The organism is Aliidiomarina iranensis, from assembly GCF_003987135.1.
Taxonomy (GTDB): Bacteria; Pseudomonadota; Gammaproteobacteria; order Enterobacterales; family Alteromonadaceae; genus Aliidiomarina; species Aliidiomarina iranensis.
In genome coordinates this window covers 22,830-47,242 of the sequence record NZ_PIPJ01000001.1, presented here as the reverse complement: position 1 = coordinate 47,242, position 24,413 = coordinate 22,830, and the positions used below count along the sequence as shown (strand labels likewise).

The window sequence follows — 24,413 nt, the reverse complement described above, 5'->3', positions numbered from 1 at the left end:
AGATCCGTTGTGGATATCAACGCAACTCTACTAGGCCTTTTGATCGCGTTCGTGGTTTTCGTACTTTTCTGTATGAAGTTCGTATGGCCACCATTGATTTCAGCTATCGAAGAACGCCAGCAGAAAATTGCTAGCGGTTTAGAAGCATCAGATCTCGCGGAAAAAGACCTTGAGAAAGCTCGTGCACAAGCCAACGAAGAGCTAAATGCAGCCAAAATTGAAGCGGCTGCCATCATCGACCAAGCCAAGAAACGGGCAACAAAATTGGTTGAAGAAGAAACTCAACGTGGTCATGCCGAGCGTGAGAAGATTATCGCCTCTGGTCACACAGAAGTGGAAACTGAGCGCAATCGTGTTCGTGAAGAACTTCGTAAGCAGCTATCAATCCTAGCGATTGCTGGTGCTGAGAAAATTCTTGAACGAGAAATTGACGCACAGAAGCAAAGCGACATTGTTGAAAAACTTGTCGCTGAATTGTAATCAAGGGGGTTGAGCACATGTCCGAATTTACTACGGTTGCTCGCCCCTATGCTAAAGCAGCTTTTAATTTTGCTGTTGAGCAGGGCGCGATTCAGAACTGGCACGAAATGTTGCAGTTTGCTGCTGAGGTGGCAACTCAAGAGGACATCCGCACTTTTCTGAAAAGTGCTAACAGCCGCGAACATGTTACCAAAGTATTTGTTGGTGTTTGTGGTGAACAGCTCAATGAGAACGGCCAAAACCTCATTAAGGTTATGGCAGATAACGAACGCTTAGCGGCGCTTCCTGAAGTACTTCGGTTGTTTGCCGAATTACGCGCAGAGCATGAAAAAGAAATAACCGTGGAAGTTACTTCTGCGGTTGCTTTGAGCGATGCAGAACAAGAAAAGCTAAGTGCAACGTTGGAAAAACGTCTCACACGCAAAATTAAGCTCAATTGCAGTGTAGACCCGTCTGTCGTGGGCGGTCTGTTGATTCAAGCCGGTGATCTGGTTATCGACGGAACACTGAAAAGCAAGCTTTCACGGCTTGCACAATCACTGCAATCATAATCGGGGACGAGAGCATGCAACTGAATTCAAATGAAATTGCTGAACTGATCAAGAAACGAATTGAGAAGTTCGAAGTTGTTAGTGAAGCTCGTAATGAAGGTACTATCACCGCAGTAACAGACGGCATTATCCGGGTAACTGGATTAGCTGATTGTATGCAAGGTGAGATGATCGAGCTACCTGGCAATCGTTTTGCTATCGCATTGAACCTTGAGCGCGACTCAGTAGGTGCGGTAGTTATGGGTCCTTACGGGGATCTGCAAGAAGGCACTAAAGTTAATTCAACTGGCCGTATTTTAGAAGTTCCGGTTGGCCGCGCCCTTTTAGGCCGCGTAGTAAATACCCTAGGTATGCCAATCGACGGTAAAGGTTCAATTGATGCTGATGGCTATGAGCCAGTAGAGAAAATTGCACCGGGCGTTATCGAACGTCAATCAGTTGATCAACCAGTACAAACTGGTTACAAATCAATCGATGCTATGATTCCAATCGGCCGTGGCCAGCGTGAGCTAGTAATCGGCGATCGCCAAACTGGTAAAACAGCAATGGCAGTTGATGCCATTATCAACCAGAAAGGCACTGGCATTAAATGTGTGTATGTAGCTATCGGTCAGAAAGCGTCTACTATTGCGAACGTAGTTCGTAAATTAGAAGAACACGATGCACTCGAGCACACGATTATTGTTGCAGCATCTGCTTCAGAATCTGCGGCGCTACAATACTTATCAGCTTACGCTGGTTGTACGATGGGTGAATACTTCCGCGATCGCGGTGAAGATGCGCTTATCGTATATGACGATCTTTCTAAGCAAGCAGTTGCTTATCGTCAGATTTCATTGTTGCTACGCCGTCCGCCAGGCCGTGAAGCATTCCCTGGTGACGTTTTCTATTTGCACTCGCGCTTACTAGAGCGTGCTGCTCGCGTAAACGCTGATTACGTTGAGAAATTCACCAATGGTGAAGTGAAAGGCAAAACCGGTTCACTAACTGCGTTGCCAATCATTGAAACCCAAGCGGGTGACGTTTCTGCGTTCGTACCAACCAACGTAATCTCGATTACTGATGGTCAGATCTTCCTTGAAACTGATTTGTTTAACGCGGGTATTCGCCCAGCGGTTAACGCAGGTATCTCAGTATCTCGGGTAGGTGGTGCAGCACAAACTAAGATCATCAAGAAACTTGGTGGTGGTATCCGTTTAGCATTGGCTCAGTATCGTGAATTGGCAGCATTTGCTCAGTTCGCATCTGATCTCGATGAAGCTACGCGCTCGCAGTTAGAGCACGGCCAAGCGGTAACCGAGTTAATGAAACAAGATCAATACGCGCCAATGAGTGTTGCGGATATGGGTGTATCTATCTTCGCAGCTGAAAAAGGCTTCTTGAAAGGTGTTGCAATCGACAAGATTCAAGACTTTGAAAAAGCACTGCTTTCTTACTTCAACAGTGAGCATGCAGAACTTATGGCGAAAATTAATGAAACAGGCGACTACAACGGCGATATCGAAGCTGAGCTAAAAGCAGGCCTCGAGAAGTTCAAATCAACTCAGAGTTGGTAAGTTATAGGCCGCAGGTAACTGCGGCCTTCAGTCGTTGTAACGCGGGAGATTAATCATGGCCGTTGGTAAAGAGATTAAAACTCAGATCGGGAGTATCAATAATACTCAGAAGATCACCAGCGCAATGGAAATGGTCGCTGCGTCGAAGATGAAACGGGCGCAGGAACAGATGGCATTGAGCCGTCCGTATGCTGAGTCCATTCGCAAAGTGATCGGCCATATTGCCCAAGGTAACCTCGAGTACCGCCATACGTGGTTGGAAGATCGAGAGGTTAAGCGCGTTGGTTACATCATCGTTTCTACCGACCGTGGATTGTGTGGCGGTTTGAACAGTAACGAATTCCGAAAAGTAGTTCGTGATGTTCAAGAATGGCAAGAAAAAGATGTTGAAGTCAGCTTCGCTGCAGTGGGCAGTAAAGCGTCAGGCTTTTTTAAACGGTTATCAGGAAGCATCCTGTCGCAATCATCAGGCCTTGGCGATCGGCCAAAGGTAGCTGATGTGATTGGTACAGTTTCGGTTATGATTAAAGCCTTCGAAGAAGGCGAGTTAGACCGAATCTACTTGGTGTACAACAAGTTTGTAAACACCATGACCCAAGAGCCAGTGATCAACCAATTATTGCCGTTGCCAAAATCAGAAACTGCCAAGCGCGAACACGCATGGGATTATCTGTATGAACCGGATGCCAAGTCTATTCTTGACACGTTGTTGCGTCGGTTTATTGAAAGCCAGGTGTATCAGGGCGTTGTGGAAAACCTCGCCAGTGAGCAGGCAGCTCGAATGGTCGCGATGAAAGCGGCTACGGATAACGCGGGTGATCTTATTGATGAGCTTCAGTTGGTATACAACAAAGCGCGTCAAGCGGCGATCACTCAAGAGATTTCCGAAATTGTTTCGGGTGCCGGTGCTGTTTAAGGCAACAGGTCAGAAAGATTTTGCAGAGTTAGAGGATAAGTCATGAGTCAAGGTAAGGTCGTCCAAATCATTGGCGCAGTTGTGGATATCGAATTTCCACAAACTAGCGTTCCAAAGATCTACGACGCGCTACGCATCGCTGAAGGCGATCTGAAAGGGTTAACCCTGGAAGTTCAGCAACAGCTTGGTGGTGGTGTTGTTCGTACGATTGCACTCGGTACTACCGACGGTTTACGTCGTGGGCTGAATGTTGAAAATACAGGTGAATCAATTTTGGTTCCAGTTGGTAAGGCTACTCTAGGGCGTATTATGAACGTTCTTGGTGAGCCTATCGATGAAGCGGGTGATATCGGTGAAGAAGAGCGTATGTCTATTCACCGTGAAGCACCTTCTTACGAAGACCAATCAAGCTCAATCGAATTGCTTGAAACCGGTATCAAAGTAATCGATCTAATTTGCCCATTCGCTAAGGGTGGTAAAGTAGGTTTGTTCGGTGGTGCGGGTGTTGGTAAAACCGTAAACATGATGGAGCTCATCCGGAACATCGCAATCGAGCACAGCGGTTACTCAGTATTCGCCGGTGTTGGTGAGCGTACTCGTGAAGGTAACGATTTCTACCACGAGATGAAGGATTCTAACGTACTTGATAAAGTAGCGTTGGTTTACGGCCAGATGAACGAGCCTCCTGGAAACCGTTTACGGGTAGCACTAACGGGCTTAACCATCGCCGAGAAATTCCGTGATGAAGGCCGTGATGTTCTATTCTTCGTAGATAACATCTATCGTTATACCCTAGCCGGTACCGAAGTATCAGCACTTCTAGGCCGTATGCCATCAGCAGTAGGTTACCAGCCTACACTTGCTGAAGAGATGGGTGTATTGCAAGAGCGTATTACCTCTACTAAGAACGGTTCAATTACATCAATCCAAGCGGTATACGTACCTGCGGATGATTTAACGGATCCATCACCAGCTACTACCTTCGCTCACTTAGATGCAACGGTTGTATTGTCGCGTGATATCGCATCGTTAGGTATCTACCCTGCGGTTGATCCATTGGATTCAACATCACGCCAGCTAGATCCACAAGTAATTGGCCATGAGCACTATGATACGGCACGTGGTGTGCAATCAGTTCTTCAGCGTTATAAAGAATTGAAAGACATCATTGCAATCTTGGGTATGGACGAATTATCTGAAGAAGATAAACGCGTTGTTGCCCGTGCTCGTAAAATCCAGCGTTTCTTATCACAGCCGTTCTTCGTAGCGGAAGTATTTACCGGTGCGCCAGGTAAATACGTATCGTTGAAAGATACCATTGCTGGATTTAAAGGCATCCTGAATGGCGATTACGATAGCTTGCCAGAGCAGGCGTTCTACATGGTTGGTACTATCGACGAAGCAGTCGAGAAAGCCAACAAAATGTAATCGAACGGGAGGTTTGTAATGGCGGTATCCACAGTACATCTGGACGTAGTAAGCGCTGAAGATCGTTTGTTCTCCGGCAATATTCGCTCTATCCAGGTGACAGGTAGTGAGGGTGAGCTTGGTATTTTACCCGGCCACACTCCATTGCTGACCGCCTTGAAACCTGGCATGGTTCGCGTAGTTACAGAAGAAGGTGAAGAAGAGCTTTTTTACATCGCTGGCGGTGTAATGGAAGTTCAGCCAGAAACCATTACTGTATTATCTGATACAGCAGTGCGTGGCGGCGATTTGGATGAAGCAGCAACAGAGAAAGCGATCAAAGAAGCACGCGAAGCTCTGGCTCACTCTTCTCCAGATTTATCTTATGCTGAAGCAGCTGCCGAACTATCTCGTGCAATTGCCCAGTTGCGAGTATTGCAACAACTGCGGAAACGCAAAGGCAAATAAACAGGTTCGCAAAGGCGTTCAACTTAACCAAAACCCAGCCAATGTGCTGGGTTTTTTTGTTGCTATTGTTAGATAAATTGCAAAGCTTCCGGTAAGCACGCAAATTCACCGTTTCGAAGCTCAAGAAACACTGATAAACTAGGTGTTACATTGATGTAAACCGATTTAATGATTGCAAGGAATGGCATATGCCCTCACCTGTTTTAAATGTTGTTGTTCTTGCTGCCGGAAAAGGCACAAGAATGCGTTCAAATTTACCCAAAGTACTGCACCCGGTGGCGCAAAAGCCGATGGTGCAGCATGTGCTCGATACTGCGTTGCTAGTAGGTGCCAAGCAGTTACAGCTGGTATATGGCCACGGCGCCGAACAGCTGCAAGCGCACTTGGCGGAATTTTCCGAGCAGCATGGCGTAACTTGGGTGGAGCAGGCTGAGCAGCTAGGCACCGGGCACGCGGTGCAACAAACGATTCCAAATATTAGCGACAACGACACGGTATTGATTTTATACGGTGATGTGCCTCTTACTCGCCCAGAAACACTACAAAATTTGCTTGCGGCAAAAGCGAATAACGCACTGGCATTATTAACGGTTACCCTACCAGACCCAACCGGCTACGGCCGTATTGTACGCGATCAGCAAGGTGTGATTACCGGCATTGTTGAGCATAAAGATGCGAGCGCGCAAGAGCGTAAAATTACCGAAGTAAACACCGGCATGATGGCGGCCGATGGAAAAGCATTGAAACGTTGGCTTAATCAACTCAATAACAATAACGTTCAAGGCGAATATTACCTTACCGATATCGTGGCTATGGCAGCGGCCGAAGGCGTGAGCATTGCCAGTAGCCAACCAGCCGAAATAGCCGAAGTTGAAGGCGCAAATAATCGAGTGCAACTAGCCGCCCTCGAACGCGCTTACCAGCAACGCAAAGCAGAAGAATTAATGATTGCCGGTGCAACCCTACTCGACCCGGCCCGCATTGATGTGCGTGGCGAAGTGAGTGTAGGTGAAGATGTGGTGATTGACATCAATGTTGTGCTTGAGGGTAATGTGAGCATTGGTGATGGCGCCGTAATCGAACCGAATTGTGTGATTCGCGATAGCCAAATTGCTGCTGGTGCGCGCATTAAAGCAAACTCTGTTTTAGAGGGGGCTAGTGTGGGTGAAAATGCACAAGTTGGCCCCTTTGCACGCTTACGCCCGGGTACTAAGCTGGGTAACGCCGCCGCAGTGGGTAACTTTGTAGAAGTAAAAAATACCGAGTTCGGTGCTGGTGCAAAAGCCGGGCACTTAACTTATCTAGGTGATACGCAAATAGGCGCAGGTGCGAATATTGGTGCGGGCACCATCACCTGTAACTACGATGGCGCGAACAAACATAAAACAGAAATTGGTGCAGGTGCCTTTATTGGTTCAAATAGCTCCTTAGTAGCACCGGTGCGTATCGGTGAAAATGCCACTACAGGAGCCGGCTCGGTGGTAACGAACAATGTAGCCGATGGTGAGCTGGCCGTTGGCCGGGCAAAACAAAGAAATATATCAGGTTGGCAACGGCCAACTAAAAAGGGAGCAGAATAAGTATGTGTGGAATCGTTGGAGCAACCGCTGAGCGCCGCGTTGCGGGCATTTTACTGGAAGGTTTACGCCGCTTAGAGTATCGCGGTTATGATTCAGCAGGTATGGCCTTGTTGAACGATAGTGGCCTGCATCAAGTGCGCCGTGTGGGCAAAGTACAAGCCCTTGCTGATGCACTCGAGGAAACCGGTATCAATGGCTCTAGCGGTATTGCCCACACCCGTTGGGCCACCCATGGTGGCGTTACCGAAGCGAATGCGCATCCACACTTCTCGAACGGCACCTTAGCCGTAGTGCATAACGGCATTATTGAAAACCACGAAGAGCTGCGGAAAAAACTGCAAGGTCTGGGCTATGTATTCACCTCGCAAACCGATACCGAAGTGATTTGCCATTTGATGCATCATGAGCTTGAGCAAGGTGTTAGTTTGCTTACCGCGCTACAAGCCACGGCAAAACAGCTCGATGGCGCTTATGGTACGGTGATTATGGATAAGCGTAATCCCGGCGAGCTAGTGGTAGCACGTTCCGGTAGCCCACTGGTAATCGGCCTCGGCATCGGTGAAAACTTTATTGCCTCGGATCAACTTGCGCTATTGCCAGTAACACGGAACTTTATCTATCTTGAAGAGGGCGATGTAGCCGCTATTGATCGCGATTCAGTGCGTATTTTTGATAGTGCTGGAGAACCCGTTGAGCGTGAGCAGGTTACCTCCGATCTGCAATACGATGCCGGTGGTAAAGGCGAATATCGCCACTACATGCTAAAAGAAATTCATGAGCAGCCAATTTCAGTGCGCAATACCTTGGAAGGCCGCGTTACCGCTGATCAGGTTATGGTTGAAGCTTTTGGCGAAAATGCAGCTGAGATATTCCAAGATATACGCCACGTGCAAATTATTGCGTGTGGTACCAGCTACCACGCAGGTATGGTTGCTCGTTATTGGTTAGAGGAATATGCCGGCGTTTCCTGTAACGTAGAAATTGCTTCTGAGTTCCGTTACCGCAAATCGCACGTATTCCCGGGTAGCTTGTTGCTTACTATTTCGCAATCGGGCGAAACCGCCGATACCTTGGCAGCATTGCGCCTAGCGAAAACACTCGGCTACCGCTCCAGCTTAACTATTTGTAATGTGGCCACATCATCGATGGTGCGCGAATCTGATTTAGCGTTTCAAACCCGCGCCGGTGCAGAGATAGGCGTGGCGTCCACCAAGGCGTTCACCACGCAGCTTGTGGGCCTACTTATGCTGGTAGCTGCCTTGGGCCGCTACAACGGTATGGATAAAGCGGTAGAAGCCCGCATTGCCCATGCGTTGGCAACATTACCCACCAAGCTTGAGCAAGCGTTGAAAATCACGGCCGAAATTGAAGAACTAGCCGAAGAATTTGCCGACAAAGACCATAGCTTGTTCCTTGGCCGTGGCGATCAATACCCAATCGCAATGGAGGGCGCGTTAAAGCTAAAAGAAATTAGCTACATTCACGCCGAAGCATACGCCGCAGGTGAGTTGAAGCATGGCCCGTTAGCGTTGATTGATGCGGAGATGCCGGTAATTGTGGTAGCGCCAAATAACGAGCTACTCGAAAAGCTAAAATCTAACGTGGAAGAAGTACGGGCACGTGGCGGTATAATGTATGTATTCGCCGACAAAGATGCGCATTTCAAAAGTGATGAAACCATGCGCGTAATCAACCTTGATCACGTCGATGCCATCGTAGCGCCCATCGTATACACCTTGCCGCTCCAGCTATTGAGCTACTACGTTGCCATTATCAAAGGCACCGATGTGGATCAGCCGCGGAATTTGGCAAAGAGCGTTACAGTTGAATAAAGTGGTTCAATAATTGATGAAATATTTAAAAGGGCTGCTATTTCTAGCAGCCCTTGCGGTTGTTCTGGTGTTATTTTTCGGGGTGTTCTTTTATCTACCCTCGTATTTTCTCGTGCTCGGCGTTTTGAAGCTGGTTAACTGGCTTATTATCGATGTTAACTTTGCCGCACTGGGAATAAAATTACTGCTGCACGGCAGCGCCTTTATCTTAATGTTTCTATTTTTCGCGATCACCGCTCTTAATTCGGTACTGAACGGTGATGTGAACATAAAGCGTTAACCTATTTGTTTTCCAATTTATCTTCTGTGCGCAGTTCAAAATCACTGGTATCGTGGCGCTCGTGTAGCTGTTCATGAGGCTCACCCCAAGCGCGGTTTACCATGCGCCCACGTTTAACGGCGGGGCGCGCCGCAATTTCATCGGTCCAGCGGAGCACATTTTTGTAGGTGTGCGCTTCGATAAACTCAGCCGCCTCATACACCTCGTTTTTTACCAAGGCGCCATACCAAGGCCAAATTGCCATATCGGCGATGGTGTATTCGTTACCAGCGATAAAGCGGTTATTGGCGAGTTGCTTATCAAGCACATCGAGCTGGCGCTTAATTTCCATGGTGTAGCGATCGATAGGATATTCAAATTTCTCTGGGGCGTAGGCGTAAAAATGGCCAAAACCGCCACCTAATATAGGGGCACTGCCCATTTGCCAGAATAACCAATTCATACATTCAGTGCGTTGTGCAGGGGCCGCTGGAATAAACTTACCGAACTTCTCGGCCAAATAAAGCAATATAGAACCCGATTCAAATAAACGCGTTGGTGGCGTTGTGGTGGTATCAAGTAGCGCTGGAATTTTCGAGTTTGGGTTTACTTCAACAAAGCCCGAGCTAAATTGCTCGCCTTCCATAATGTTCACCAACCAAGCATCGTATTCAGCTTCCTTAAAGCCCGCTTCGAGCAACTCTTCAAGGAGGATGGTTACTTTCACGCCGTTCGGCGTAGCCAGTGAGTATAGCTGAAACGGATGCTTACCCTCGGGTAGCGCTTTTTCATGGGTAGCACCGGCTATTGGGCGATTAATATTAGCGAATTTTCCACCACTTTCTTGGTTCCATTGCCATACTTTCGGCGGCGTGTAGGGCTTATTCGGCATAGTGAACCTCGCTTGTGTTAATCTATTACTGTTAATTAAGTACTATAAAGCATACTTTGCTGGGTAACATACCCTATTACGTGCCTTCTCTGGAATTTAGTTGTGTTGATATGGCAAAACCACGAAAAAAATTACCGGCTCGCGCTGTAGATATCTTTTGCGCGAACTGCAAAACCAAATTGTTTAAGTACCGCAAGGGTGGCAAAGGTGCGCTTATCAAATGTTTTGTCGAGCGTATTACCGAAGATTTCACCACCACCCCATGCCATTGCCCGAACTGCCAACAAGAATTTGCTCGCGAAACCATGATTCGGGGCGCGCCAGCATTTAAGATGATTGGCGGAAAAGTAACCCATAAGTAGTTAATTTTGAAAAATTTGTGGAAAAATCGCCGTTTGCAAAGTTTAATAGCCCACGAAATCCACAGCGAGGCTGTTTTACGTAGTTTGTGATTGAGGTAAAGCATTATGATTAGCCGCATAAAAAGATTCCCCCGCCGTTACCGCGCTCTATTACTCATATCCTTAGTTATGCTTACCTACCTTTTGCTCGGTAGAGAAATGTTTCGCTATATCGGTATGTGGACGCTGATCATCTTCCTATTATTCCCGGAATCTTTGAGCAGCAAAATACCAGCCGATAAAACCAAAGATATGTTGGGCTTACTTGCGCGCCACGAGGATCGGCTGCGAGTAGGAATGGAACAAGTTGCTATCAGTATGGTTAAAAAAGTAGCCATTGATGAATATGATGAGCGCTATGGCATTATTTCATTTCCATATACAAACAAAATTAGCGCCAGCTATTACTTTCCTATTGAGCAGCTTCCGGCAGTACGCGCTTGGTTTAAGAACACGATACCGGAGCTCGAAATCGTGCGTTAAGTACGTCCATTATTAGTTGCTAATATAAATGAGTGCGTTATGCTTTGAGTGTGCTTTGGTTAAGAAAAGTTATGAGTTACGAAAAGAAATGAGGTGAAGCAATGAAAAACGCAATGGATTTAGTGGCAGAAGCGAAGGCGAAAATTAATGAAGTTTCGGTTAACGATGCGCCAAATGAAATTCAAAAATCAGATGTTCTGATCGATGTACGCGAGCCGGATGAATTCCGTGCCGGCCACATTGCCGGTGCGGTGAATATACCCCGCGGTATGCTTGAGTTTAAATTGAGTGGTATGCCTGAGTTGCAAGATCGTGATAAGCGCGTGGTGGTGTATTGCAAAACCAGCGGCCGTGGTGCTTTGGCCGCTGTGGCGTTAAAAGAAATGGGTTATTTGCAAGTGCACTCAATTAGTGGTGGTTTAGATGCTTGGATAGAAGCTGGCAAACCCACTGTGAAACCGGATTTGCCAGAGTTTGGTTAAACTAAAAATCAATCACTTGCTGCACAACCGCTTTAATTTGTTTAACTTGGTTGCCATCTTTTAGCGCACCTTGTTCATCAAAAGCTTGATCAGCTTGGCCCAACGCAAATTGCGCTGGCGCTACCCACATACTCAGTTTTGCCAGCTGATCCCGCAGGAGCAACAAGGAACGCAAGCCACCTAAAGCACCTGGTGAGGCAGAAACGATACCCACTACTTTTCCTTTGATTAACTCAATACCAGAATCGCCATTGGCTTGCTTGCGCGTTAGCCAATCGAGCGTATTTTTCACCAGCGCAGGCACGGCACCGTTGTATTCAGGGGTGCTAATTAATAGGCCATCATGGCGGGCAAGAATCGATTGCAGCTCGCGCACCTTGGCGGGCATGCCCTCAGTTTCAATGTCTTCATTAAAAATAGGTAACGGGAAATCGTTCAAATCGAGCACGGTTACTTCCGCGCCAGCCGCTTCGGCTTCTTTTGCCACGTAGGCAATTAGTTTTCTGTTGAGCGAATCTTTTCTTAGGCTTCCGGCGAACGCTAAAAGCTTTTTGGGTTGATTAGAGGCCATTGATTACTCCGTTTATTGTTGCTCTGAATTTGTTGCTCTGAATTTATCGTTCTAAATAAAACTCTGGAACAGCTGCAGGGATCTACGCGGCCATTGCCGTTATTGTTCATTTTCATAATTAATGCTCAACGCCATGGTACCTCTGGACCGAGTATGCGAGCTGCGTTAGGATTTGCAATCGCACCAAAGCGCTCGCGTTGTGTGTACCAATCGCGCTGTGCTGCACTTATATATGCTTTACTGTGGCCTACATAGTTCCACCAAATGGTAACGTTTTGCTGAAAAGGTTTACCACCAATCAGCAGAATACGCGAGCCCTGCTCGGCTTTCAGTGTAACATTGTGGGTACCATCTTTATGCTCGCGCGAACAAAGCACGGCGAGCTCATCTTGTGCATAGTGTTCACCACCCAGTTCAAACCCGCCTTCAAGCGCCAGCACGCCGTATTCGAAGGCGTTCTCAAGATTTAGCTCAATGCTTTCAGGTTGTGGAAACTCAAAATCGACACCCACGATAGGCGAAAAATGTAAGGTGGGCGCTTCATGCTCGGCGTAAGTGCCAATCAACACGGTGCCAGACACCGATTTCTCGGTGAACTTTGGAAGCTGAGTATAGTGATCGAAGCGTGGGGCGATGTCGGCTTTATCTTCGGGTAAAGCAATCCATAGCTGGGCAGCGTGAAGCGCTTTTTCGGCTCCTTCGGTAAACTGAGAAGATTCGGTGTGGCAAATGCCGTGCCCGGCGGTCATTAAATTAACTTGGCCCGGTTTAATCAGTTGTTCCGAACCTAAACTATCGCGATGCAGCACGGTTCCTGCCAGCATCCAAGTGAAGGTTTGCAGGCAGGTGTGTGGATGTGGGCCTACTTGCATGCCTTCGCTATCGGCCGCAAATCGCACAGGCCCCGCATGATCAAGAAAACACCAAGGCCCTATCATCCGTTGTTCCTTGGTGGGCAAAGCGCGAGCAACCGGAATGCCACCTACCTCTGATATGCGGGCTTGGATACGCTTGTTGCAGTTGGTTACGCCGCTGGCGATGTAACTTTTGCCAGGATCATGTTGATTACTCATGGTACTAATCCTTTTGTTCTGCGCTTTGCTCTTCGTTTTGATTATCGCGATGATGCGGTGATAACTGCTCGGCTTTTGAAAGTACTTTGTATACGCCCTGCATACTCGGGATATGACTTGCAATAACCATAATAACTGTCATTAGAGGTACAGCAATAAAAACACCTACTGGGCCCCACAGCCAACCCCAGAAGAATATAGCAACAAAAATAATAACCGGATTCACAGCCAATCGCATGCCATGGATATAAGGCTCTAAAAAGAAGCCCACAAGGCTGGTAAGCACCATAAAGCTCGCAGGTACAATGGCTATCATCCATAGTTCATCGAAGCTCGCCACCGAAACAATAGTAAGCAAACCAAATGCAATCATAACGCCTAGATAAGGAATAAATCGTGTGAGGCCCACTACCACACCCCATATTACCGGAGTAGGTAGGCCGACAGCCCATGCAATTAAACCAATCGCGGTACCGAGTGCTATATTCGTAAGTGTGATTACCCCTAAATACCGAGCTACGTGTTCTTGCCCATTCCGAACAATACGCATCATGATAAGGCGTTTTTCGCGTGAAAGTTGGGCTGCGAGATTCAACAACATTCGATCGCCGCTAACCAGTAGAAAATAGGTGAGTGCCAAAGCCAACAATACGCCAGCTGCTGTTTGATAAGCCCCTTCGGCTAGCTGGCTCCGCCATGACTCGGTTTGCAACACCACAGTTTGCGTTGTTCCTTGCTCTTCCTCGCCCATCTCTTCGTTAAGCTGCTTTTCTAACTGCTCGGCTGTACTGGTGATTCGCTCTATTCGTTGTTGTACTTCGCTTTCCCCCACAAAAAGCTGGGATACTGTGGAGGGCGCACGTTCTGCCCATTCTAATAACGGGCCACTCATGGCGGCACCTACCCCAACTAAGCCGCCGATCAGGGTTAACAGTAACACCAAAGCTGAAATAGCTTTCGGGATGCCGAAGCGCTTTAAAAGTGATTCCACAACTGGCGATAAAAGCAATGTAACCAGCATGGCGAGCACCATCGGCAAAACCACCTCATGAGCCAGATAAAAAGTGTATAAAATGGCTAGGATAAAGAGGCCATAAATCGGTGTGGCGAGGTCGGTGAGGTTGCGTTCTTGCTTTTTCATGGAATAACTCCGTTCCTTTGGCGGTAACTTTCTCTATCGATAACTATAGAGCATTCATAACTTGAGAGCATGAATAACTTCGGTAGCAACTGTACTATGCCATAATACGGCTTCAGAGGGGGGATTGGCGGTTACGTGGCGTATGTCAGTTTACTGCCTGGCAGGGTTTTGTCGGCGTATTTTTAGCGATTTGCGGGTGTAATGGGTGCATGGTGATGAGCACCACAAACAACCTAATGCTGAATTTACGGAGCCAATAATGAACACGATAAAGCAACCAGAGAATAAATCAGAGAATCAACAAGAAGGTAATCGCAATATGCCAGAGAGCTCATTAAAAATGTTCAAAGGTGGCAACTTTTACTTTGATGTAAACGGCCAACAAGTAAGAGTATGGTTTTCCAGCTTTTCCGGTAAAGAAGAGATATATGTTAACGAAGCCTTAGTTTCGAGTAATCGATCTTGGCGGAAGATTAGTGAGCATGCATTTCATCTTGAGGGTGAAACCTATCGAGTTCGTGTGGGTGTTCGCAATTGGAGCGAAGCCTTTAAAGGCATTTATATTGCGGAATTATACCGGGGTAAAGAGCTGATTGATGAAGATGAAATTAATATGATTGGCGATGCGAAGGAACCTTTCAGCTGGCGGAAATTTGGTATTGGCTTATTGCCGTGGCTAATCGGTGGCTTCATTGTTGGCTTCCTAGGGAGCAAGTTTGCTTTCTCATTGTTTTCTTAAGGGGGCGATATGAATATCGATGCTTCCAAAATTCGAGAGGCGAGGCTTGCAAAAGGCTGGACCCAGCAACAGCTTGGTGATGTGAGTGCTTTGAGTTTACGCACGATTCAGCGCATTGAAAGCCAAGGCCAAGGTTCGTTAGAAACCTGTAATGCATTGTGTGCGGTGTTAGAACTCGAGCGCACAGAGGTATTACAAAAAACAGCGAACGCAAACAGCGATAAGCGCGTAATGCCGATTCGCCTGATCGGTGGTGCGTTGATCGTAGGTTTTTTTGCCGGCGTTGTATTTACTTTGCTGTTTTCGTTTCTCACTTAAAACAAGGCATATGCTGGCTTTTGCGGCTTACCCCCGGAGGAAAGCGCACGGGATTCGCGTTTTTTTCGGGGTTTTTTATTTACGGTTACGCAAACCACGTTTCGCAAACACACCTGAACCTATACGCGGGCGTGGCTCACCAGCCACGGTTGTTCGCCGCTGCCATTGCTGTACCAGCAAGCCAAAGATAATCAGTAGCAAACCGAAAATCGTAGCGGGATAGATAGTTTCGCCAATAATGAACGCCAGTAACATGAGCGAGATAAAGGGCGAAATAAAGATAAGGTTACTTATTTTCGCCGTGTTGGTGGCAAGTTTCATGGCCTTTAACCACAACACAAAGGTAAGGCCCATTTCGAACAGCCCCACGTAAGTTACCGCCGCCCAGCCCTGCCAAGGAATGCCACGCCAATCGGTAAAAATAAAGCTGGCGCCTAGAGAGAATGGCAGCGAAACCAAAAAGCAGATCAGCAGCGTTAGCACGGCATCGGTTTGGTGGCGGGTATTGAGAATCCAGTATCCGGCCCACAAAAATGTGGAGATAAGGGCAAGGGCTACACCCATCCCGCTGGTGAACTCTAGCGCTAACACATTACCTTGAGTAGCGATAATGAGCACCCCAAAATAGCCAAAAGCGCAGGCTATCCAATCACGTTTGCGTATTTTCTGCCCAAGGAACACTGCGGCCATTAATGTGAGAGCAATGGCCCAGGTGTAGTTTAAAGGCTGTGCTTGCGAGGCTGGTAATAAAGTATAAGCCTGAAACAGCACAAGGTAATACACCAACGGGTTAAGCAGGCCTAAACAGAGGTAGTAAAGCTTATGGCGCTTAAATTCCGGCACTATTTGTTCTAATCGCCCTTGGTAGAGCATAACGGCAAACAAAAACACAAATGAAACACAGCTGGCTGCCGCCACCATTTGCAGCGGCGTAAGGTATTGCAGGGTGATTTTAAAGGCGCTGGCCACGGTAGACCACAGCAACACCGCTGCAAGTGCGTAACCTAGTGCCTTCTTATCGGCTTGCAAATTTGTCACTATTACTCCGTTTCTTTAAGCTGCCGGCGGTGCGGTGGCCACAAACGAAGGTTGTTTCTGCGCTTGCGCTAAGAAGGCGAGCAACTTCGGGTAAGCGGAAAAATCTAAGCGGTTCCGATAAATTGCCCAATCTATGAAGCAGGCTAAACGAATCTGACCATCATACCATTGCATGTCTGAGGGCCATATGCGTGCTTCCAAGGCTTTTAATGTGCTTTGAATGCGCGCGGCTTGCCGTTGTAAATATGCATTCGAATCGCTATTTAACCCCTCGCGCTCAAGTAAGAACAAGTTAATGGCGGTATCTAAGCAGGTATTGGCTAAGCAGTAGAGCTCTAGGTTTGCGGTATCAGCAAAGAAAGATTGCCCGGCTTTTTCGCGTAAGTGCTTAAGAATAGACGTGGAATCGGTAAGTTGTATCTGGTCGTCTTGTAAAAAGGGCACACGCTGTGCCGGTGATTGCGCAGCACTTTGAGCGTAATCGGTTTCGATAAACTCATAATCGAGGCCGGAATCGGCTAAAACGATTCTAAGATGACGCACGAAAGGTGAGGTAAAGCTGCCAAATAATTGCATTTGTGATTGTGGTGCCGTGCTCATGGAGGTGTCCTTTTGCCGATGTTTTGCTCGCATTTTAGTTGTTTAGTGGCTGAGCTCAAGCACAGTAATAGCCCAGTAACAGCCCAGTAACATAAGGCATGCATCATGCCACTTCCCAATCCTTTTCAGCAAGTATTTCTGATTTGCAAAACGTTGAATAATTAACCGAATCATCACCCCGCTGTAACAAAAGTGTCATTACTAGCCCCTAAACTTGCAGCACGTTCATTACAGAAGTTCGTAAATGAGGAAAGCTAATGAAATGGCTTATGCAACTGCCTATGCAACTACAGCGCGTTGATGAGATTTCGTTCTTCTGGCTTAGCCGGCATTTGCGGCGTCCATCGGGTGGCTCTTTAGCTCGCTGGATTTCTAAAAGTGGCGATGGCTATGGCTACCTAATTTTCTGCCTCTTGGCCTTTGCCATTGGTGATGCCGATGCCGGTGCCTTGCTAACCCTGCTATTACTTGGCTTTTTAATTGAGTTACCGGTTTATTGGTTGCTTAAGAATACACTTCGTAGAACACGGCCTTACGAGCGCTCAGCGAAATTTACATCACTGATTAAGGCCAGCGATAAATTTAGTTTCCCCTCAGGGCACACAACCGCTGCGTTTATGTTTGCAAGCTTGTGTGCAACTCTGATGCCAAGCCTCTCTTTACTTGTATTTGCTTGGGCAGGCTTAATTGGCCTATCGAGAATAGCGCTAGGGGTTCATTATCCTACCGATATTTTGGCGGGTGCAGCATTAGGAACAGGCCTTGCATCCTTCACTTTAGTTGCGGCAAATGGCTGGTTAGTTTGATGCCGCTGAAGCACATTTTTGGCTACACGAACCATTTGCAATTGTAGTAAAAATCAACAGAGATACCGATATGAAAATTTTAGTTGGCGTTCAAGGTACAGGAAACGGCCATATCAGCCGGTGCCATGCATTATCGGAAGCATTTTCTGCGCACCCTGAAGTTGAAGTGAATTATCTGGTATCAGGCCGGGCGCGGGAAAAACTTTTCGATATGGATGCATTTGGTGATTTCCAATGGCGCCAAGGATTAAGTTTTCAGGTGCGTGAAGGCCGAATTTCGGTGCTGGATACCTTGAGCCAGAACCCATGGGGCCAGTTTTGGCAAGATGTACGCGATCTTGATTTAAGTAGCTACGATTTGGTGGTTACCGATTTTGAACCGGTTACCGCGTGGGCTGCTCGCCGCCAAGGTGTGCGTTGCATTGGCCTTGGCCGCCAATACGCTTTCTTCAAGCAAACTTCGGCGTTGCCTACAAATATTCTGCAGCGGGCAATGATGCGCCAGTTTGCACCCTGCGATACGGTTGTAGGCATGCATTGGGAAGATATTGGTACCCATGTGTTACCACCATTGATTCACCATGCACCGAACGTAGAACCTACGCTGGCGCGAGAAATTTTGGTGTACTTGCCATTTGAACCACTCGATCAAGTAATCGCATTGCTGCAAGATTTTCCAGAATATCAGTTTTCAGTTTATCACCCGGAAGCGAAACGCTCTGATCTTGGCCATATTCAGTGTTACGCGCCCTCTCGAAAAGGCTTTGCTGAATCCTTTGCTCGTGCCGAAGGTGTGATTGCCAATGCGGGCTTTGAAACCAGTAGCGAGGCACTTGCTTACGGTAAAAAACTGCTAGTAAAACCACTCTCCGGGCAATTTGAACAGCTCGCCAATGCCTATTGTTTGGAGCACCGACAACTCGCATCGGTAATGGAATCACTGAATGCGAATTACGTAGAAAGTTGGCTAGAAAATGCATTGGCGATGCGCATGGATTGGCCAGATGTTGGCCCAGCGCTTGCTACTTGGTTTGCTAATGGCGCCAAAGAACCGGTAACCATCTTGCACGAACGCCTCTGGCAAAATAGCCAACGCATTGCGCTATCGGCCTGATTAGATTTGGGATTTTTCCAGCGCTCGCAGTGAACCGTTCGGAATGAAACTTCAACTATAAATAAAAAGCCGGAGCAACTTGAGCTGCTCCGGCATATTTGTTTTGGCGAATGAAGTGAAATCGCGAACCTTTAGTTACGCTGCGCTTCGCTCTCTAAACGTAAGGCCTCAAATTCATTGCCTTCAGCCCATTGTGGCCACACTCGGCTATTCGCCAAATCATTGCCAACCCGAAAGAACACCCACAGATCTTGGTGGATGCCGCGTAAATCCCATTCTGGGTTAAACTTATCGGCTACTTTGTGATAGCGGTTGGCGAGGAAATCACTGACTTCACGTTGGCCGTATTCAGGGCCTTCGAAGAAGTGATCAACACCACCTTTGGCATACAATACCGGCACGCCTTGTTTGGCTAAGCTGAAGTGATCTGAGCGGTAGAAAATGCCAGCCTCAGGGTTGCCTTCGGGTGCTAAATAACGATTTTGCGCAATCACGTGCGGCTCAGCAAAATTTTGCATATCGGAATTATTCCAGCCTACAACCACAAAATCTTTTACCGGGCCGTGGGCATACAGCATATCGATATTGATACCGGCTACGGTTTTTTCGAGTGGTAGCAATGGATTTTCACCATACCAAGCCGAACCCAATAAGCCTCGCTCCTCTGCGCCTACGAAGGCAAATACAATGGAACGCTCAGGTTGTTCGCCGGCGGCGAATTTTTCTGCCATCGCAAGTAAACCGGCGGTACCAGTGGCGTTATCTTGCGCGCCGTTGAAGATTTCACCGCTGATTGGATCAACACCCATGTGGTCCCAGTGCGCCATATAAATAATGTGCTCTTCTGGGTATTTGCTACCTTCAATCATACCCACAATGTTGTAGGTATCGAGATCAGAGAATTCGTTTTCTACGATCATAGAAACTTCGGTATTCAATGATACAGGTGTAAAATCACTGCTCAATGCAAGCTCATGGGCTTCTTCTAGGCTCATGCCCGCATTGGCAAATAGTTTTTCTGCCGCATCGGCGTTTACCCAACCTTCAAGCTCAGCTCGGTGCATGTTGCGATTTTCAGTTTTCATGGTAAAGCGAACCGGTGAACCGCCCGCGATCACGCCCCAGCCATAACCTGCGGGGCCATCTTCATGAATAACAATAGCGCCGGTAGCACCTTGGCGTGCCGCTTCTTCGAATTTATATGTCCAACGGCCGTAGTATGTCATGGCGTTGCCATTAAACACCGCTGGATCTTGCGTGGCGTACCCCGGGTCGTTCACAAACATCACCACGGTTTTGCCTGCAACATCGAGGCCTTCATAATCGTTCCAACCAAACTCTGGCGCAACAATGCCGTAACCTACGAATACCATTTCGCTGTTCTCAACGTTTATGGAATCAACTACGCGGTTAGTCCAGCCCATCATTTCGGTGCGGTATTCAAGGCTGCTTTCTTCGCCATTGTGGCTTAGCGCCATATCTGTTACTCGGCTCGGGGCAATGCGTACAAGAGGCACAGCCTGGGTGTAATCTTCATTGGTTAATGATGTAACGCCGAGCTCGCGGAAAATATCGGTAATGTATTCAATGGTAAGCTCTTCACCGCGCGTGCCTGGCGCTCGGCCCTCAAATTCATCTGAGGAGAGCGTTTCTAAGTGGCTGCGGTAGGTATCGGTGAAATGGCTATCAACCAAGCCTTCGGCATCGGTTTGTGGCGGGTAAGGCCGTACATCAGTTTCTGTAGCTGGCGCACAAGCGGCAACTAAAAACAGCGCTGATGCACACAGGGTTAAATGGCGCATGTATGGTTCCTCTTCTATTTATTGTGTAGCGCGTAATGACAACGAACGTGGTGTTAACACAATGATAGCTTAAATCGAGAAAAATTGAGAGGAACAATTGGCACTAGAAAACGCATAAAAAAAGGGCTGCCGAAGCAGCCCTCCTACCTTAGCTCGCGCTTTCGTGCATACACACGATTCGTTAGTTCAACGCTAGCTCAGTAGCTTTTAGTGGTATACGCTACGCATCATCAGATTCGCGCATTTCTTCCACTTTCTCTTGAATTTCTGGGTCGTTCTGTAGGCGATAGGCCATCGCATTGTACTCTTCTACAGTTAAACCAGAATCTTCAACAGATGCCACCATTTCTTGTTGAGCATTCATTTGTAGCTGTTGCGCTTCTTCCTGCGTTTCTACATTTTCTAAAGCTTCAACAAACTCGTTGTTAATGCGCTCAATGTGATCGATAGCAACCACAAACATTTCAAGTTGCTCATCAGTGATGGGTTGATTTGCCATTTCTTCCATTTGCTGCTGGGCGTAGGCACGCGCATCTTCATCTTGCGCCAAAGCTGGCATTGAAAACATGGCGGCTGCAACTGCTGATAATACAAAAGTACGTTTTAACATAGTGTCCTCCTTCAAGAACTCTGTGATTTAAAGTGTTGTCACTTGAACAAGAAGCGAAAACCATGCCAACTTTTTGTATTTTTATCTAAATCACTGTTTATTTTGGAGTAAATAGATTTATTCATTGTTGGGTTAAGTTACGAAGATGAATTTAAACCCATAGATGTGTATATTAATGACACATGAGGCATTTTTTCGAGTGCCAAAATTGGCACTTTTAAGTACGTTAGCTCGTTTCCAAGGTTAATGAAATGCGCAGTACATCGGCGCAGCACGAAGGCAAAGCACATAAGCAAAGCACAAAGGTGAAATAGGTGAACAGATGGCATTGACTAAAAAATCAGCTGTGTTGCGGCTTTCCGGGATTCAGCGAGCCCTACTGATTTATGTGGTAGTGCCGATTTTGGTTATCGTTGGCGTTGGCATTGGCTTTGGTTTAGAGCGCATTAATGTGCAGGAGCAAGAACGCCTAAAAGAGGATCTTGAACTTCTTGGGCGCGCCATTCGCGTGCCGGTTGGCGAGGCGCTTGCGGCAAACGATGAAGAAGCCGTGCAACGCGCGCTAGATTCGGTATTCGAAATTGGCCGCATTTACGGCGCTTCCGTGTTTGATGTAAATGGAAACCGCATTGCGGTTGCAGGTATTGCTGAGCGTGATTTATCGAGAAGCCGCGTAGCGCAAGAATTAGTAATGACAGGTGAGCAGCAAGAGCGTGTGCGGCAGATATCAGGCGTGCGCATGTTCTCCCATTTTATTCCGGTATTCGATGATTTACGCCAAGCCAATGGCTTTATTCAAATTAACCGGCAGGCTAGTGATTTCGATACCGCGTTCGCGCGTTTAAGTGCTTGGGCGTGGGGTATTTGGATGGCCATGGCATTGTTAACCTTTACCATCGTTATATTTGGCCATTATCGGGGTGTGGGCCGCTATGTGAATCAGTTAACTGAAAGTATGCACCGTGTGGAAGCTGGTGAGAGAAATTACCGCGCATCAGAAAACGGCCCTAGTGAGCTTGCCGCTATCGCCCATGGCTTGAACCGCATGCTCGATAGTATGCAAAAGAACGAAGCAGCGCTCGAAGCTCATCGTTTACATGAGCAAGAAATGCAGCGAAAACTGCAGTATCAAGAAAAAATGGCGGCGATTGGTGGCGTTGCTTCAGGTGTTGCCCATGAGTTAGGCGCTCCCCTTACCATCATTGATGGCCGTGCTCGGCGGTTGCAGAAAAATAATCAAGATGCGGAATCAGAGCGGCAACTTACCGCAATTCGTGGGCAAGTAGGCCGGCTAACCCGCATTGTTCAGCAGTTATTAAATTATTGCCGGCCGCCGGCAGAACAAGAAACGCTTACATCTTCGGTGGCGATAGAAAAACTGTTACCAGAAATTCTGGATAACATAAGCCATGAACAGCCGGAAAACGGACCTCGGTTATCGGCTTCGGTGAGCCCTTTGTCGAGAGGTTTGCAGTTGATTGCGGATGAGGCCCGTTTAGAGCTCGCTTTGGTGAACTTGGTGCGCAATGCAGCACAGGTAGCGGAACAACATGTTGAGGTTCGCGCGCAAGTGGCTTGTGCACAAGAAGAACCAATGGCTGAAGATAAACTGAACGAAAGCAAAACGAATGAAGATAAAAAGCAACCGCCTTGCTCTCAGTGGTTACACATTGAGGTGCTCGATGATGGCCCTGGCCTTCCTGCTGGCACCTCAACAGAATCTTTGGTAACGCCTTTTTATACCACCAAGGGGCAAGGCGAAGGCACCGGTTTAGGCTTAGCTATAGTAGATAACGTGGTACGTGAACACCGGGGTATTTTAATCATTGAGAACCGAATAGATGGCACTCAAGGTTGCCGAGTATCAATGCAACTCCCTTTAGCCGTAGTAAATGAGGAATAATCATGGCGCGTGAACGAATCTATGTTGTGGAGGACGACCCAGGCTTAGCTGAGCTTCTAGTTGAGGAGCTCGAGAGTGAAGGGTTCAGTGTTCGCCATGCAGAATCAGTTGAAACTGCGTGGTCGGAAATTGAGAGTTGGCAACCGGCTTTGGTAATTAGTGATTTGCGATTACCTGGAGCCGATGGCATGGCGCTAATCCCGCAAGTAAAAGCCATGCCCGATGCGCCAGCAATGTTGCTAATTACCGCCTTTGGTACCGTGAATCAAGCGGTTGCAGCGCTGAAACAGGGTGCTGATGATTTCCTCACGAAACCGCTGGATATGGAGTATCTGCTGCATACGGTAGCAAAATTGTTGCAGCATCGGCGGTTAACTTCCGTGGTAGCTTCCATTCGCACCAATAAAACAGTGGAAACCTACCATGGCATGTTAGGCAAAAGCCGAGTGATGCGTGTGTTGTACCAACAAATTGAACAGGTAGCAGATGCCGATACGCCGGTATTAATTTTAGGTGAAAGTGGCACCGGGAAGGAGCTTGTGGCTCGCGCAATTCACAACGAAAGCAAACGCTGCGAAGCCCCTTTTACTGCGGTAAATTGCGCCGGAATACCTTCGGAATTAATGGAATCGGAGTTTTTCGGCCATGCTGCTGGAGCCTTTACTGGCGCGCAAAAAGCCCGCTCAGGTTTATTAAAAGAGGCCGAGGGTGGCACCTTATTGCTCGATGAAATTGGTGAAATGCCACTTGAGCTGCAAGCCAAATTACTACGAGTGTTGCAAGAGGGCACCATGCGGCCTGTGGGTACGGATCGGGAAGTTGCAGTTGATGTGCGCATTATTGCAGCCACTCACCGTGATTTAGAGCTGCGCGTGAAAGAAGGATCATTTCGCGAGGATTTATTCTACCGCTTAGAAACTTTAACGTTATCCGTACCTTCGCTGCGCGAGCGAGGCGATGATCGGGAATTGCTGGCGCAAAGCTTTTTGGCCGAACTTACCGCTGATAGCGAGCAGCAACCGGTATTTAGCCCAGAGGCCATGGATTGTTTGTATCAATACCCATTCCCGGGAAATGTGCGCGAACTGCACAACGCGATTGAGCGAGCGGTTACTTTTTGTAATGGCGAGGTAATAGAGCGAAGCCATTTACCAGAGCGCGTGCAAAACAACCTAGCAGCCGCCGTTGCCGCGGCGGATCGCAGTGAGGATGGTAACGCTGAGCATGAGAGTAGCCCAGAGCTAAAATCTTTAAACGAAGTTCAACAAGATTATGTGCGCTATGTGTTGCGAGAAACGGGTGGCAATAAACGCAAAGCGGCAGAAATTCTGGGGGTCACACGCCGTACGTTATATCGGTGGTTAGCAGAAGAAGCCTAAGTATAAGTTAGG

At 47.6% G+C, this 24,413-nt stretch carries 26 protein-coding genes; 18 read left to right on the top strand and 8 right to left on the bottom strand.

The genetic code is table 11. The annotated features are described in order from the left end of the window. Window positions 1-9 precede the first annotated feature (9 nt). The 9 genes from atpF (at window position 10) to CWE08_RS00180 (ending at window position 9,070) form a co-directional block, all read left to right on the top strand. Entirely contained in the window at window positions 10-480 is a 471-nt protein-coding gene (atpF, locus tag CWE08_RS00220) for a F0F1 ATP synthase subunit B (protein ID WP_126764659.1), read from the top strand. Window positions 481-497: 17 nt separating this feature from the next. Continuing rightward, window positions 498-1,031, top strand: a complete 534-nt coding sequence (gene atpH / locus CWE08_RS00215; RefSeq protein WP_126764658.1) for a F0F1 ATP synthase subunit delta — start codon at window positions 498-500, stop codon at window positions 1,029-1,031. A gap of 14 nt (window positions 1,032-1,045) precedes the next feature. Further along, on the top strand, window positions 1,046-2,587 hold the full coding sequence (atpA, locus tag CWE08_RS00210) for a F0F1 ATP synthase subunit alpha (RefSeq protein WP_126764657.1): 1,542 nt from the start codon (window positions 1,046-1,048) through the stop codon (window positions 2,585-2,587). Window positions 2,588-2,642: 55 nt separating this feature from the next. Then, window positions 2,643-3,503: a F0F1 ATP synthase subunit gamma gene (atpG, locus tag CWE08_RS00205; RefSeq protein ID WP_126764656.1), complete on the top strand. Its 861-nt coding sequence runs from the start codon at window positions 2,643-2,645 to the stop codon at window positions 3,501-3,503. A gap of 42 nt (window positions 3,504-3,545) precedes the next feature. Then, window positions 3,546-4,931: a F0F1 ATP synthase subunit beta gene (atpD, locus tag CWE08_RS00200; RefSeq protein ID WP_126764655.1), complete on the top strand. Its 1,386-nt coding sequence runs from the start codon at window positions 3,546-3,548 to the stop codon at window positions 4,929-4,931. 18 nt (window positions 4,932-4,949) lie between these two features. Continuing rightward, entirely contained in the window at window positions 4,950-5,378 is a 429-nt protein-coding gene (locus tag CWE08_RS00195; RefSeq protein WP_126764654.1) for a F0F1 ATP synthase subunit epsilon, read from the top strand. 188 nt (window positions 5,379-5,566) lie between these two features. Beyond that, a complete protein-coding gene (glmU, locus tag CWE08_RS00190) occupies window positions 5,567-6,958 on the top strand; it encodes a bifunctional UDP-N-acetylglucosamine diphosphorylase/glucosamine-1-phosphate N-acetyltransferase GlmU (RefSeq protein WP_126764653.1) in 1,392 nt (463 codons plus the stop codon). Window positions 6,959-6,960: 2 nt separating this feature from the next. Continuing rightward, on the top strand, window positions 6,961-8,790 hold the full coding sequence (gene glmS / locus CWE08_RS00185) for a glutamine--fructose-6-phosphate transaminase (isomerizing) (protein ID WP_126764652.1): 1,830 nt from the start codon (window positions 6,961-6,963) through the stop codon (window positions 8,788-8,790). Between the two features lie 16 nt (window positions 8,791-8,806). Next, window positions 8,807-9,070 carry a hypothetical protein gene (locus tag CWE08_RS00180; protein ID WP_126764651.1) on the top strand — a complete coding sequence of 88 codons (264 nt, stop codon included), beginning with the start codon at window positions 8,807-8,809 and terminating at the stop codon, window positions 9,068-9,070. Window position 9,071: 1 nt separating this feature from the next. Here CWE08_RS00180 and yghU read toward each other — a convergent pair whose 3' ends face one another. After that, window positions 9,072-9,941, bottom strand: a complete 870-nt coding sequence (yghU, locus tag CWE08_RS00175) for a glutathione-dependent disulfide-bond oxidoreductase (protein ID WP_126764650.1) — start codon at window positions 9,939-9,941, stop codon at window positions 9,072-9,074. 110 nt (window positions 9,942-10,051) lie between these two features. On the opposite strand from yghU, the gene CWE08_RS00170 reads away from it, so the two are divergent. The 3 genes from CWE08_RS00170 (at window position 10,052) to CWE08_RS00160 (ending at window position 11,307) form a co-directional block, all read left to right on the top strand. After that, the gene (locus CWE08_RS00170) at window positions 10,052-10,303 is read left to right on the top strand and encodes a hypothetical protein (RefSeq protein ID WP_126764649.1); all 252 of its coding nucleotides are present in this window, start codon (window positions 10,052-10,054) and stop codon (window positions 10,301-10,303) included. A 105-nt stretch (window positions 10,304-10,408) separates the two neighbouring features. Further along, window positions 10,409-10,825: a hypothetical protein gene (locus CWE08_RS00165; protein WP_126764648.1), complete on the top strand. Its 417-nt coding sequence runs from the start codon at window positions 10,409-10,411 to the stop codon at window positions 10,823-10,825. A gap of 101 nt (window positions 10,826-10,926) precedes the next feature. Next, window positions 10,927-11,307 carry a rhodanese-like domain-containing protein gene (locus CWE08_RS00160; protein ID WP_126764647.1) on the top strand — a complete coding sequence of 127 codons (381 nt, stop codon included), beginning with the start codon at window positions 10,927-10,929 and terminating at the stop codon, window positions 11,305-11,307. Window position 11,308: 1 nt separating this feature from the next. On the opposite strand, the gene CWE08_RS00155 is transcribed toward CWE08_RS00160, so the two are convergent. The 3 genes from CWE08_RS00155 to CWE08_RS00145 all read right to left on the bottom strand — a co-directional run bounded on the left by CWE08_RS00155 (window position 11,309) and on the right by CWE08_RS00145 (window position 14,092). After that, window positions 11,309-11,878 carry an NADPH-dependent FMN reductase gene (locus tag CWE08_RS00155; RefSeq protein WP_126764646.1) on the bottom strand — a complete coding sequence of 190 codons (570 nt, stop codon included), beginning with the start codon at window positions 11,876-11,878 and terminating at the stop codon, window positions 11,309-11,311. A gap of 125 nt (window positions 11,879-12,003) precedes the next feature. Beyond that, on the bottom strand, window positions 12,004-12,951 hold the full coding sequence (locus CWE08_RS00150; RefSeq protein ID WP_126764645.1) for a pirin family protein: 948 nt from the start codon (window positions 12,949-12,951) through the stop codon (window positions 12,004-12,006). A 4-nt stretch (window positions 12,952-12,955) separates the two neighbouring features. Next, window positions 12,956-14,092 (bottom strand): AI-2E family transporter, encoded by a 1,137-nt coding sequence (locus tag CWE08_RS00145; RefSeq protein ID WP_126764644.1) that lies wholly within the window; start codon window positions 14,090-14,092, stop codon window positions 12,956-12,958. A 259-nt stretch (window positions 14,093-14,351) separates the two neighbouring features. On the opposite strand from CWE08_RS00145, the gene CWE08_RS00140 reads away from it, so the two are divergent. Continuing rightward, window positions 14,352-14,831, top strand: coding sequence for a hypothetical protein (locus CWE08_RS00140; RefSeq protein ID WP_126764643.1), 480 nt, complete (start codon window positions 14,352-14,354; stop codon window positions 14,829-14,831). Window positions 14,832-14,840: 9 nt separating this feature from the next. Then, complete coding sequence (locus tag CWE08_RS00135; RefSeq protein WP_126764642.1) at window positions 14,841-15,149, top strand: helix-turn-helix transcriptional regulator; 309 nt, start codon at window positions 14,841-14,843, stop codon at window positions 15,147-15,149. 75 nt (window positions 15,150-15,224) lie between these two features. Here CWE08_RS00135 and CWE08_RS00130 read toward each other — a convergent pair whose 3' ends face one another. Together CWE08_RS00130 and CWE08_RS00125 are read right to left on the bottom strand one after the other, a co-directional pair. After that, the gene (locus tag CWE08_RS00130) at window positions 15,225-16,178 is read right to left on the bottom strand and encodes a DMT family transporter (RefSeq protein ID WP_198677042.1); all 954 of its coding nucleotides are present in this window, start codon (window positions 16,176-16,178) and stop codon (window positions 15,225-15,227) included. Between the two features lie 24 nt (window positions 16,179-16,202). Then, on the bottom strand, window positions 16,203-16,787 hold the full coding sequence (locus CWE08_RS00125) for a glutathione S-transferase family protein (RefSeq protein ID WP_126764640.1): 585 nt from the start codon (window positions 16,785-16,787) through the stop codon (window positions 16,203-16,205). A gap of 257 nt (window positions 16,788-17,044) precedes the next feature. Between CWE08_RS00125 and CWE08_RS00120 the strand changes: the two genes are divergently transcribed. After that, on the top strand, window positions 17,045-17,593 hold the full coding sequence (locus tag CWE08_RS00120) for a phosphatase PAP2 family protein (protein ID WP_126764639.1): 549 nt from the start codon (window positions 17,045-17,047) through the stop codon (window positions 17,591-17,593). A 70-nt stretch (window positions 17,594-17,663) separates the two neighbouring features. Then, the gene (locus CWE08_RS00115) at window positions 17,664-18,707 is read left to right on the top strand and encodes a glycosyltransferase family protein (protein ID WP_126764638.1); all 1,044 of its coding nucleotides are present in this window, start codon (window positions 17,664-17,666) and stop codon (window positions 18,705-18,707) included. A gap of 131 nt (window positions 18,708-18,838) precedes the next feature. On the opposite strand, the gene CWE08_RS00110 is transcribed toward CWE08_RS00115, so the two are convergent. Both CWE08_RS00110 and CWE08_RS00105 read right to left on the bottom strand, forming a co-directional pair. Next, on the bottom strand, window positions 18,839-20,509 hold the full coding sequence (locus CWE08_RS00110; RefSeq protein ID WP_126764637.1) for a M28 family metallopeptidase: 1,671 nt from the start codon (window positions 20,507-20,509) through the stop codon (window positions 18,839-18,841). 220 nt (window positions 20,510-20,729) lie between these two features. Continuing rightward, the gene (locus CWE08_RS00105; RefSeq protein WP_126764636.1) at window positions 20,730-21,119 is read right to left on the bottom strand and encodes a DUF4168 domain-containing protein; all 390 of its coding nucleotides are present in this window, start codon (window positions 21,117-21,119) and stop codon (window positions 20,730-20,732) included. Window positions 21,120-21,441: 322 nt separating this feature from the next. On the opposite strand from CWE08_RS00105, the gene CWE08_RS00100 reads away from it, so the two are divergent. Both CWE08_RS00100 and CWE08_RS00095 read left to right on the top strand, forming a co-directional pair. Beyond that, window positions 21,442-23,022 (top strand): sensor histidine kinase, encoded by a 1,581-nt coding sequence (locus CWE08_RS00100; RefSeq protein WP_241973791.1) that lies wholly within the window; start codon window positions 21,442-21,444, stop codon window positions 23,020-23,022. 2 nt (window positions 23,023-23,024) lie between these two features. After that, a complete protein-coding gene (locus CWE08_RS00095) occupies window positions 23,025-24,401 on the top strand; it encodes a sigma-54-dependent transcriptional regulator (protein WP_126764635.1) in 1,377 nt (458 codons plus the stop codon). Window positions 24,402-24,413: the final 12 nt, after the last annotated feature.